The 12609-nt window shown below is 39.6% G+C and carries 9 protein-coding genes; 2 read left to right on the top strand and 7 right to left on the bottom strand.

The features are described 5' to 3' along the window. Positions 1-46 precede the first annotated feature (46 nt). The 3 genes from CLI64_RS04765 to CLI64_RS04750 form a co-directional block, all read right to left on the bottom strand. Complete coding sequence (locus CLI64_RS04765) at positions 47-622, bottom strand: Uma2 family endonuclease (RefSeq protein WP_103136146.1); 576 nt, start codon at positions 620-622, stop codon at positions 47-49. Positions 623-824: 202 nt separating this feature from the next. After that, positions 825-1919, bottom strand: a complete 1095-nt coding sequence (locus tag CLI64_RS04760) for a PD-(D/E)XK nuclease family protein (RefSeq protein WP_103136145.1) — start codon at positions 1917-1919, stop codon at positions 825-827. A 397-nt stretch (positions 1920-2316) separates the two neighbouring features. Next, the gene (locus tag CLI64_RS04750) at positions 2317-4836 is read right to left on the bottom strand and encodes a PAS domain S-box protein (protein ID WP_103136144.1); all 2520 of its coding nucleotides are present in this window, start codon (positions 4834-4836) and stop codon (positions 2317-2319) included. 337 nt (positions 4837-5173) lie between these two features. On the opposite strand from CLI64_RS04750, the gene CLI64_RS04745 reads away from it, so the two are divergent. Then, entirely contained in the window at positions 5174-7354 is a 2181-nt protein-coding gene (locus tag CLI64_RS04745; protein ID WP_157943191.1) for a GUN4 domain-containing protein, read from the top strand. A 165-nt stretch (positions 7355-7519) separates the two neighbouring features. Here CLI64_RS04745 and CLI64_RS04740 read toward each other — a convergent pair whose 3' ends face one another. The 4 genes from CLI64_RS04740 to CLI64_RS04725 all read right to left on the bottom strand — a co-directional run bounded on the left by CLI64_RS04740 (position 7520) and on the right by CLI64_RS04725 (position 12068). Beyond that, the gene (locus CLI64_RS04740; RefSeq protein ID WP_103136142.1) at positions 7520-8998 is read right to left on the bottom strand and encodes an alpha-amylase; all 1479 of its coding nucleotides are present in this window, start codon (positions 8996-8998) and stop codon (positions 7520-7522) included. 371 nt (positions 8999-9369) lie between these two features. Beyond that, on the bottom strand, positions 9370-10242 hold the full coding sequence (locus CLI64_RS04735) for a DUF5331 domain-containing protein (protein ID WP_103136141.1): 873 nt from the start codon (positions 10240-10242) through the stop codon (positions 9370-9372). A gap of 331 nt (positions 10243-10573) precedes the next feature. Beyond that, entirely contained in the window at positions 10574-10906 is a 333-nt protein-coding gene (locus tag CLI64_RS04730) for a ferredoxin (RefSeq protein ID WP_103136140.1), read from the bottom strand. 187 nt (positions 10907-11093) lie between these two features. Next, positions 11094-12068, bottom strand: a complete 975-nt coding sequence (locus tag CLI64_RS04725; protein WP_103136139.1) for a cysteine synthase A — start codon at positions 12066-12068, stop codon at positions 11094-11096. 214 nt (positions 12069-12282) lie between these two features. On the opposite strand from CLI64_RS04725, the gene CLI64_RS04720 reads away from it, so the two are divergent. Next, entirely contained in the window at positions 12283-12609 is a 327-nt protein-coding gene (locus tag CLI64_RS04720; RefSeq protein ID WP_103136138.1) for a DUF3040 domain-containing protein, read from the top strand.

Genomic DNA, 12609 nt, shown 5'->3' with positions numbered 1-12609 from the left:
TAGTAAGGACTTTAATTATAATAAACCTTACCTTAAATAATGAATATTACCCAGGAAATACCTGAGATAAATCCAAAACTAACTGAGAAAAATATGGCAAACTAACCGACTCATTTTGTAAAAATACTAACTTACGCCGATAACCAAACTTACCTTTTATAGCTTGATAAGGTTCGGTGTAGCATTCCAAACAATTATCTAATAAATTAAATATCCAATAATCAGCAATACCTGCTTCTGCATATACAGATAATTTTACTTCCTGGTCATATTTCAAGGAAGAATCTGCAATTTCAATTAATAGTAATATATCTGATGGCACAGGATGGCTTGCCAGATAGTCATCAGGTGTATTGCTGGCTATTACCATATCCGGTTCTGGTTCGCTGTTTTCAGACAGAATAATTGGTTCTTGTCCTCTGAGAGTTGCTTGTTCTCCAATTAATTTGAATAACTCTCGATACAAGCGAGTAATACAAACAGAATGCGCTGTACCTTTCGCTGCCATTTCAAATATTTCACCCTTGATTAGTTCAACTCGTTCATTCTCTGCAAAAAATCCGAGTTCTCCTAAACGGTGATATTCATCTACAGTAAAACGTTTAGCTGTGGTGAGACTCATAACAGTTTGGGAATAAATAGTTATTTTAATTTTACTGTAGTTGCAATTAGTCTGACTCTAGTTGAACTCTCGTTACACCAAAAGAGAAGGGATTGCGATCGCACTTATCCAGCTATTTGGGTATCTAAGCCCGAAAACCTCAGAGAAAGTTTATTTTAGACGGGAGAGAATATTTACACATAGTTAGAGATGCTTTTTCTGATTATGATTTTAATGTTTCCCAAGGGAAATCAAATTCTCTTTGAACAACTTCTAATGCTTCAATTGAATCCAATAAAAACGTTTTTAGGGAAGACAGATGGTCTTCTTGCGATAAAAACTCTCTTAAGCTTTTGCGGTAATAAATACCTGACCATACTGGTAAATCACTCACGTTATCTGCAACCCATAAATATTGTTTAACATTGAGAATTTTTTGCATAAATCCAATAATCTCTTTCCGGTTAATAAAAGTGGGGGATACTTCTAAAAGTAGACCTACATATGGGTATTCAGTTAAACTATCAGGATTTAATCCGAAGTACCCAACACCACACCAAACATCCCATCTCTTCGGTGACAAATGAGTTCCAATGATATATCTATCTTGAGACTTCCATTGATATAAACTATCAACCTCACCCTTTACGTATCCTGCAAAAATTGTCTTCATCTTTGTTTTGACTACTTCATTGAGGGTGGCTTCCATAAAATTGAAAGTTTTTTTAAAATTAATCATTGTTAATATGTCAGTAGATGAAAGTTGATTAGTATGAGACATTCCATGAACCTCCATAAAGCGCAATATTTCTTTTGATAGCATATCAGTAGTATTTTTTATTAAAAAACCATAAAAATGATACCATCTCAATTCAATAAAATTTACTTTCGGAATTAATTTTTCTACACAATCCTTAATTTCTTGTTTAGGATCATAATCACGAGTAATATATATTAGAGTTCGCTGTTTAGGATAGCTTAGATTACTTAAAATTTCCGCATATCTCTTTAACTGTTCACATCCTTCTGTAGAACCTATTTTAGATTCAATAAATATGACATCTGTCTTGAAATCATTTTCTAATTCCAATACAATATCAATTTGGCTACCATGTTGATGGTGTTTAAGTGGTTCATAATACTTTTGCGTTGACAGTTGGATATTATAATCATCATCATTAATAATTGAATTTTCTTTTAACCAATTAATTAAAATATGCTGGTTGAGGTCTAGAAAATAGGCAATAACTTCAGTAAAAAAGTCTTCTAGTGGTTGACTGCCTGAATGCAGATTGAGTAATTTTGTAAATAAAGACATCGGTGTTACATTAAATAATGTAAACAAAAATTTATAGTTGCAACAGATAGCTTTGCAGTCTTTTATAAATGAGACTACAAGAAATAGTAGCAAACTTGAGTTGTATCAGTTGTAACTCAGATAATCTCCTGTTGACAATGCCGTTAAAAAATATTTCTACAGAAGTAATAGATCAATTTTTGCTTTGAGTCTATATTTTTGGTTTTTTAAATCGCCTGATTTAATACATTATTGCCATACTACTTCTTGGAGCAAATAAAAGGGTGATTTATCCCATAATAAATAGGGTATGGGTACGCATAAACCTTGATTGGGAACTCATCAGCATAAAATGGTTTACCTATCAGTTGGTTTAGTTGTGATTCAATGCTATTAGAGATGTTTCACGAACATTTATCTACCTCACAGTAGCCATCTCTTGCTGTAAAGGTATGGTAATTACAAATTCAGTTCCACCTGTGGGAAGTGATAAACATTCTAGAGAACCACCATGTTTGACTGTAATAATTTGATAGCTAATTGCTAATCCCATCCCTATACCTTTACCTACGGGCTTAGTGGTAAAGAAAGGGTCAAATATCTGCTTTTTTAACGCTTCTGGTATTCCTAAACCGTTATCAATAATACTGATTTTAACTTGATGAGAATTGATTAATTGAGTGCGGATGCAAATTTGTGGTTTGGCTTTAGTTTTGCTACATAATGATTCATCTACAGCATCAATGGCATTATTGAGGATGTTTAAAAAAACTTGGTTTAGTTGCCCCGCATAACATTCAACTAACGGACAATCCCCATACTCTTTAATTACTGTTATTTCTGGACGTTGATGATTACGATTGAGGCGATTTTGTAAAATCATCAAAGTGCTATCGATGCCATCATGAATATTCACTACTTTCATCTCGGCTTCGTCTAAACGAGAAAAGGTTCGCAAAGAAATGACAATATCTCGAATCCGTTCTGAGCCATACCTCACGGATTTTATGAGTCGGGGCAAATCTAGTGTTAAAAATTCTAACTCAATGGCATTGGTAAAATCTTCAATTGCTGGTACTGGTTGGGGATAGTTTTTTTGATATAGTTGCAAGAGTGATAGTAACTCTTGTGTATAGTCATCAATGTGATTGAGGTTGCCGTAAATAAAGCTGGCAGGGTTGTTGATTTCGTGCGCTACTCCTGCTACTAATTGACCCAAGCTAGACATTTTTTCACTGTGAACTAGCTGAATTTGAGTATGTTGTAATTCTTTGAGTGTTTGTTGAAGTTTTTGGGTTTGTTGACGCAGTTGTGTTTCTGAGTTGCGTAGAGCTATTTCTGCTTGTTTACGTGCGGTAATATCGCGGAAATACCAGATCCTACCAAAATATTCTCCCGTGCTAGAACCAACTGGGGCTGAATATCGTTCAAAAATTTTGCCAGATTTAAGTCTGATTTCATCATGGCTGCGTGCGTCTGGATGATTGTAGAGGTACTCTACCTTAGCCAGAAATTCTTCTGGGTTTTCTAGTTGGTTGATTACCCATTCTAGAAGTAGGCGATCGCTACCAGTCTGAATTAATTCCCCAGGAATCTGCCATAATTTACAAAAGCTCTGATTATATGAAGTTACCTGGCGATTTTCATTAATCACTAAAATAGCATCGATGGCAGCTTCTTGTTGTGCTTGGAGTATGGCATTAGTGCGGCGCAGCGTGACCTCGGCTTGCTTAATTTGGGTAATGTTAGTAGCTGTACCAGTAATTCCGGTTATTTGCCCTTCGTCATCCTTGAGGGCGATCGCATGACACAATAAATTCAGCGTACTACCATCCTTAGCTAAAACCAGTGTTTCATAATTACCTAAACACTCTCCTGCTAGTAGACGGGAAATAATTTCTAATTCTTGGTCAATTGCGGCTGGTGGTACAAATTCACTGTAGTGACGACCAATCATTTCCTCTGGCTGATAACCATAGATGCTTTTAACCGCCGGATTGACAAATGTCCAATTCCCTTGAACATCTAGTGACCAAATTATATCTTGGGAATTTTCTACCAAGTGACGATGCTTACTTTCACTTTCCTTGAGGGCTTGTTTTATCTGTATGCGCTTGATACCCAACGCCACTTCACTGGCAGCTAAATTTAAGGCTTCTATGATTGATTCAGGTAAGGCCTGATAAGAAAACATCGCCATCACGCCAATTAAATTCCCATCCAAAATTAGAGGATATCCCGCAAAAGCTACTATCCCTTGTTCTTTTGCCCAACTTTTATTCCCTACACGGGGATCAGTTAAAACTTCATTAGTCAAGTAAGGCTGGCGTTCTTCAGCAATTAAGCCGATTTTAAACATACCCACGGGAACACGACTATGATCCCCGTCGATATGAGTATAAATTCCGGAACTGGCTTGGAGTTCTAAGACGTTTTCTGCTGCGTTTAGCGTCCAGATACGTGCAAAGGCAGCCTTTAAATGCTTCACCATTGCATCGGTACAACACTTGAGTGTAGTTTGTAGGTTGTAACTTTGGGTAATTGCAGAATTTATCTCTACCCGAAATGCCGCTAGAGAAGCTTTTTCTGCTAATGCTGCTTCTGCTTGTTTCCTAGCTGTGATGTCATGTATTGTCGTGAGCAAAAAGCGATTGTGGTTTTCATCCTCAAATAAGCATTTTTTAGTGACTACCCAACGTATTACACCATCATCATCAGTCAATTGTTCTTCATGCTCTGAATCAATGCCTTGAGTAAAAATTAATTCATCTTGCTCCCAGAGAATATCTGCTAATGCTGTGGGTAACAAGTCATAATCAGATTTGCCAATTAATTGTTCTCGGTTACATTTCATTAAGTGACAATAGGCATCATTCAGCAATATGAACTGATGTTGACGGTTTTTTACACAAATAGCGTCAGATATGGTGTTAAACATTGGAAAATGCGACTCTATAGACAGATAATCCTTCTGTTGTTTTTGATCAAAGCGAAATAAAATCGCTGTATGATTAAATACTTTTCTATTGAATTCATAGTAATATTTACATAGAAATTTTGGTAGTGTAAATATACTTATTTGTAGTATTAATCACTAAAACAAACATTAAAAGTCATCAATGAGAGTGAGGAGTGCTGTTAGCGGTGGCGTGGCGTTTAGCCAGTGCTGAGTGATTAATTTTTCTCCTCTGCTCCCCCTGCTTCCGCAAAGTGATGGGATATTCTTATAGTTGGAATTCCCTTTAGACGTTGCTGATTTAGGGATAATTTTGAATATGTGTCCTATCGGTGTTCGTACCAGTAATTCAACGGTTGCTTTAGAGGCAGGTACAGCAAAACTGTGGCTGTTGTTGGTAGGAGTGAATCAATATCAGGATGAGCAAATATCTAGTTTGCGTTACCCTGCTGTAGACTGTCAGGGTTTAGGAATAGCATTAGATGCAGCAACTCAAGGATTCCCCCAAAGAGAGTTAAAAATTTACCATGATTTTGGTGAACAGCCTTTGTTGGAGAATGTACGCTTGAGTCTCAAAACAATGGCGGCTGCAACTAAACCCAATGACACTATTTTGTTTTACTTTTCTGGACATGGGATGCTTGAGCCATCGAGTAAACAGGTGGTGTTATGTCTCCAAGATACTCAAACAGACGACTTAATTAATACAGGCTTAAAGTTACAAGAATTATTACAGGTGTTAGCTGATTGTGCGGCTGGGCAACAATTAGTTTGGTTGGATGCTTGTCATAGTGGTAATTTGAGCTTTTTGGGGGCAAGAGGCGCAACATCGGCCGATTTTAACCCTACACCGGAGTTAGTAGAGGTATTGCGACAACGCGCCAGCAAACAAAAAGGATTTTACGCTTTATTATCTTGCGATCGCCAGCAGCAATCTTGGGAATTTCCACACTTAGGACATGGTGTATTTACATACTATTTAATTCAGGGATTACGGGGAGAAGCGGCAGATTCTCAAGGCATCATTGCAGCTGATAATTTATACCATTATGTTTATCAACAGACTGTAGCCTATATTCAAAAAGCCAATCAGCAATTACGAGTCATTAACCAACTCAAAAAAGGTCGGGGGGAAAATTCCATCCATGCTGAATATCCCTCCCAAACACCCAAGCGTATTGTTGAAGGTGTGGGGGAAGTGATTTTAGGGATTAAACCCCTCCCCAAAAGTATTACCAGACATCCACGACAAGCACTGATTGTAGAAGGACTCCCTAAAAGCACCACCCCTTCTGCTTTGTGCAGTATTTTCCAAACAACAGGGAACTTTACCACTAATTCTTGGACTGTGGGCGGTAAAAACGCCAGTGCAGATATTCACAAAGCCATTCAAAAATGTCTGCTGTCAGAATCTTTTGCGGAATCTTCCCCTGATGCGGCTACTAACATAGACACCGCCACCGTGTTGTTATATCTGCGGGGTAAAATTCAGGAAACACCAAACAGCGAAGCCGTCTTTGTGTTAGCGGATGATATTACTATTAATCGTTCCTGGCTGAGAAAACAATTACGCCGTTGCACTTCCCAGCAGATTATTATTTTAGATTGTGCTGGACAAGCTGCTATTGGTGTGGCATCGTTGCGGGAGTGGGTAGAAGAATTGCAATTAGGAACAGAAATCGGTCAATGTTTCATTGCTTGTGCTACCCCAGCTACACAACCAGAACAATTTGCTACGGCTGTGCAGAAGATTTTAACTCCCACAACTGCCCATACAGGATTAACCGCCGCCGGATTAATTACCCAATTACAATTAGATTTAGCCGCCACAGATAATCAGTTGTATTTTTGGTTATCTGGTTCCCAAGGCATCATTGAAGTTTTACCGGAAACTACCTTAGTAGTAGGTGAGAGTGTTAGTCAAAATCAAGAGGATAGCGATGATTTAAGTTCCTCTGTGGGTGTAGACTATACAACCTTGCGAGACTTATTAAAAGCTCAAAGATGGTTAGAGGCGGATGGAGAAACGACAAACTTGATGCTAAAGGTGGCTCATCGCGAACAACAAGGCCACTTAGACTTAGAAAGTCTAGCAAACTTTCCCCGCACAGAGTTATTGACGATAGATAAACTGTGGGTGAAATACAGTCAAGGACGCTTTGGTTTTAGCGTGCAGCAGCGCATCTGGCAGAGTTTACAAAGCAATAGTCCTAATGATCCCGTGATGGGATTAATGATTGGCAACAAAAAAGCCGCCGCCGCCGAAACCTGTATTGATTTTGGTCATCGCGTAGGATGGCGTGAGAAAGATGCTTGGGTAAATTACACCAATTTCATCGTTGATGACAACGCCCCCGCAGGATATTTACCATATTACGGCTTTTTTGCACCAGTTTGGCGAGTCAAAGTTTTAGGTGTGTGGGAATGGCATAGTGCGATCGCCACTGCCTCTTGGTGGCAATTATGTGAGGCTTTGTTGGGAATTATGAGTGCTGAGTGATGAGTGCTGTTAGCGGTAGCGCGGCGTTTAGCCGGTGCTGAGTGAGGAGTGAGCAGTGCTGAGTGGAGAGTGTAAGCAAGCTACGAGTAGCGTCTCGTAGAGAAACAAGGCGGGAGCATTGTTGCGTAGCTTGCTGTATTGCGAATTGCGAACTGCGAATTGGTTTTATTCTTGTACCCAAACTGATACAGAACCACCTAAGCAACGAAATTCACCCCAACCCCATTCGTTGGTGTATACAGGTTCTTTGATGTGCTGTGTTAAATCAACGAATTTTGTGTTGGGTTTACCGACTTCCATCCATTTATTACCTGCTGCACCATCACTCATAATTACAGCCATTGCTTGGGGATGATCTTCATCACCTAAGCGAGTCCAGCCGATAGTATTCCAATGGTCGAAATAATCGTATTGTGGCCCATAAGCATAATGCTTGCGTGCATACATTAACTTATCGATTATCCAACGGTGAGAGGGCATAAAAATCTTGTAGAGGTTGCCATCTCTTCCCCAGTCTTCATATTCTGCACCGTAGTAATCGGCATGAAAGACGCAAGGATAACCTTCTTGTCTTAACAAAATAATGGCGTAGGCTAGGGGTTTAAACCAAGGTTCAACTACAGATTCCAATGCTTGTAATGGTTGTGAGTCATGATTCTCGACAAAGGTGACAGCATGGGTAGGACGTTTTTGCATCATTGTGCCATCTAAAATCCGGCGCATATCATAATTGCCTCCAGATTTACTGGCTTGATGGAAGTTGTAATGTAGTGGTACGTCAAAAACTGACATTTTGCCCCGAACAGTATCAACATACCAAAGCAGAGTATTCACATCGTTGTACCAATACTCTCCAACAAAGAATAAGTCCTTACCAGCGTGGCGTTCTAGTTCATCTATCCATTGGGGAAAAAACCAAGCGGCAATATGTTTAATGGCATCTAAACGGAAACCGTTGACATTTGTTTGCTCAAGATACCACTTACCCCAATAGGTGATTTCACCCCTTACCCAATCATTTTGAAAATCGAGGTCACAACCCATTAAATAGGCAAAATTGCCGTTTTCTAAGGCTACATAATCATCAAATTTTTTGCCTTCTAGTAAATAAATCGTGCTGCGATCGCCACTGTTATATTCGTTATAATCAACTGCATCAAAATGCCACCAATGCCACTCAAAATTAGAATATTTGCCTTGTCTTCCTGGGAAATAATAATGAGAGTAGGTCTTGATTTCTTGCAACCCACCTTTAGGATTCAGGCGGTTATCTTGAGGAAAAGGTGTTGCTTTTGGTGTTTCTACTCCATCACCACCCATCTTATGATTTAGCACTGCATCTGCATAAACTTGTACACCATGCGTTTGCAGAGATTTAATCGCATCAATATATTGCTGACGTGTACCGTATTTTGTTCTGACAGAGCCTTTTTGATCAAACTCACCTAAGTCGAATAAATCGTAAACACCATACCCTACATCATACGCACCGGCAAATCCTTTATAGGCTGGTGGTAGCCACAAAGCTGTAAAACCTGTTTCTGCTAATTCTGCGGCGGAAAACTCTACTTTGTTCCACAAATTGCCATCATTAGGGATGTACCAGTGGAAATATTGCATCATTGTGCCGTTAATCTGTGCCATATTATTGTTGTGTCTGTAAATATCTTCTTGAAAGAAAACTACAGCGTGAATGTATGGCAATTCGGAATTATCAATGTGATTTAGAAGCGATAATCTGGAAGAAATCTTTAAGAAAATCAGCTACAGATTATCAGTAATAAGTAGGCAGGCATAATTAAAAATAAATTGTCATTGCTTTCGCGTAGCGTCTCATAGAGAGCAAAGCGAAGCAATGATGGGAAAGATACAACTTCCTAATTGACAGTTATACCGATTTTAGATTTTAGATTTTGGATTTTGGATTTTGGATTTTGGATTTTGGATTTTGGATTTTGGATTTTGGATTTTGGATTTTGGACTTTGAATTTTGAATTTTGAATTTTGAATTGTTATCACCCTCTGTGAACAGCAATGGTCTCCTCTGAATTCCACTGAGATCCTAAACAAAACTCATCTACCCAAGAAGCCAGATTACTAGCATTTGTATGAGCTTTAGAGTGGACTTTGTGAGTAGATTTAGACAGTTTTTTAGGGACATATTGCCCATTTTGGGAAATTTCCGCCACTGGTTTCGGTATTATTAATGTCTTCGGTTTACCAGGAACTTCCGTAGTAATTGCCAAGGGACTAACTACTTTGCCATTTTGGGGTTTGATAGTAGTTAAAGTTAGGGAAGTTAAAGGTTTGTCTTTTTTCGGTACTTCTAAAGTAATGGCGAATACCTGTCCTGCTGGCGAGGATGATTTATGAATAGTGGGATGAATATTCATTTTTCCATTGGTGGCAGTTTTTTGAGACATTACAGGCTGTTCACCACCCACCACCTGCTGCACTGGCTGATGTAGAGTAGGCATGACCACTACATTGGAAGCGTTATGCTCTTTAGTTGACACAGGGGAAGCATCATAAACAGTTAAGGCCATTGATGTGACGGCTTCCTCTGGATATTGCTGTTCTTCCTCCGACTGGGTGAGGGCTAAATCCATCTGAGAATTAGTTAAGCTGAGTTCTTTGTCAGGATTAAAATTGAGACCTAAAGCCGTAACTATCTCATCAGGGTTGTTATTCAGTTCCATCACAAAAGCCAAAATTTCGTCAAAATCCGGCTCTAAAACAGATAATGTTGCTAGGATAAACCCAGACGAAGGACGACGTACACCACCGTAGTTAGCCCAAACCCTCATTTTGACTAACCAAGAACGATTCTGCTCATAATAATTCAACCACTTGCTCTTTAAGGATTGACGCAGCTCCTGAATATTCATCGGATGTCTCGCTTCAGTCAAAAATAGTGCATTTACAGTTATCGGTTATCAGTTATCAGTTATCAGTGCAAGTAAAATTTGATAACTGTTGACTGTTGACCCTCTGAATTTTAGATTTTGGATTTTGGATTTTGGATTTTTTGGGTTACAAGCCCCACCGTGGGTGGAAAAATCTCAAATACTCGCTGCGCTGCGTCCGCTACGCTCTAAGCGCAGCTATGCCACAGGCTTTACGTGTATCTAAAATCCCCAAGCCCCGCATCCAAGGAGTGGTCGGGGTCAATCCACAATCGCAAATCTAAAATCCAAAATTGGTTGACTGTTCACTGATTTATCCCTGGGGATGAAACCGATAATAGAGCATCCGTTGCACTCTTTGACCACCTATTAAATGCTTTTCTACTAACATCGGGACTTCATAGGGTTGAACACCGCTATACCAAACCATTTCCGGCAAAATCAACACCATTGGCCCGTTACCGCACTGTCCCAAGCAACTGCTAGGAGTTACTACCACATCAGGAACAGGTAAAGCCACAAAAGCTGCTAGAGTTTCCTTCGCACCTTGCTTTTTACAAGTGCGATGTTGACAAACTCTCACACATCTGGGTAGAAAACTGGGGTTTGTCGTGCTGGCATTCAATTCTTGAGTAAAATTGCTCATGAGTCACTTTTCCCACCCTGTAAAAATTTAGTGCATAGTCAAAAGTCAAAAGTCAATAGTTTACGGTTACAAGAAATCGAGACTTATCCAAAAATTCGTTTTTGATCATTGTTGTTAAAAACTTTGATGCTGTTTGGCGGATAAATTAAACACTAATGACTAATGACTAATGACTAATGACTATTAACTAATCTACCGACAAGCCTTTAGATGCTAACCATTCGTGGTTGAATATTCGCGACTGATAGCGAGAACCACTATCACATAGTATCGTGACAATGGTATGTCCTGGGCCTAATTGCTTGGCTAAAGCTACGGCTGCGGCAACATTAATACCTGTAGAACCACCCATTAATAAGCCATCTTTCCGCAATAGTTGATAAACTACCCGCAAAGCTTCTTTGTCATCAATTTGGATAGCGTCGTCAGTGGGTACGCCTTCCATGTTAGCAGTAATACGGCTGTTACCGATGCCTTCAGTAATAGAACTACCTTCTATTGTAATCTCTCCGGTTTTGACGTAGCTATAAAGACCGCTTCCCAATGGGTCAGCCACTACACATTTAACTGCTGGGTTTTGTTCTTTGAGGTACATAGATACACCGGCAAATGTTCCTCCTGTACCGGTAGCGGCTACCCAACCGTCAACTTTACCGTCGGTTTGCGCCCAAATTTCTGGCCCTGTGGTTTCGTAGTGGGCGCGACGGTTAGCTAAGTTATCGAACTGATTAGCCCAAATGGCGTTTTCCATCTCAGAAGCGACTCTACCAGATAACTTGACGTAGTTATTGGGGTCTTTGTAGGGAACGGCTGGAACGGGACGAACTTCTGCACCTAAAGCGGTGAGTGCATCGATTTTTTCTTGGGATTGGGTGTTAGGAATGATAATCAAGCATTTGTAGCCTTTAGCATTGCAAATATGGGCTAGTCCAATCCCCGTATTACCGGCTGTACCTTCTACTACTGTACCGCCGGGTTTGAGCAAACCTTTTTCTTCTGCATCTTGAATAATGTACAGTGCAGCCCGGTCTTTAACTGAACCACCAGGATTGAGAAATTCGGCTTTACCCAGGATTTCACACCCTGTTTCTTCACTGAAGCTGTTTAACCGAATTAGTGGGGTATTGCCAACAGTGCCTATGAAACCATTTTTGATATCCATTGTGATTCTACTTGAGTAATTACCTATAAAAATTGTGGCTCATAGTGGTGGCATCATACTCAAAAATGGGGAACAGGGAATGGGGGATGGGGAACAGTGCGATCGCCCTAAAATAGTGATTTTACTGGGGTTATCAATTATTTACGTAAGTTAATATACATTAATTTGGTACGTGATAACATCATTAACATCATCCTTCCTGGGGTGGACATCCATGACATCTCAACATAATCGCCCTGACGAACTAGAGCAACGGGAAAGGTTACTGCGGGAGAAAGAAGTAGAAATACGTCTCCGAGAAATGGAACAAGAAATGTCTGCAAATAATCCACCATTACATAAGACGGTGAAACACCAAGCAGAAGATTATCCCAAACCTTGGATGAAAAAAGCCATTCTGGCTGGAAAACTCTTTACGCTTGGTGTAGTAGCTTTAGTTGCTGTGAGAATAGCATCTGTTTTAGCAGGTTTCGTGATTATAGGAGTTTTGGGTTGGGTAGCTTACAAGCTATTTCTAGAAAATCGCAAAAAACCATCTTAA

It is taken from the genome of Nostoc sp. CENA543 (assembly GCF_002896875.1).
Lineage (GTDB): Bacteria > Cyanobacteriota > Cyanobacteriia > Cyanobacteriales > Nostocaceae > Trichormus.
This window is presented reverse-complemented; position numbering and strand designations above follow the sequence as displayed.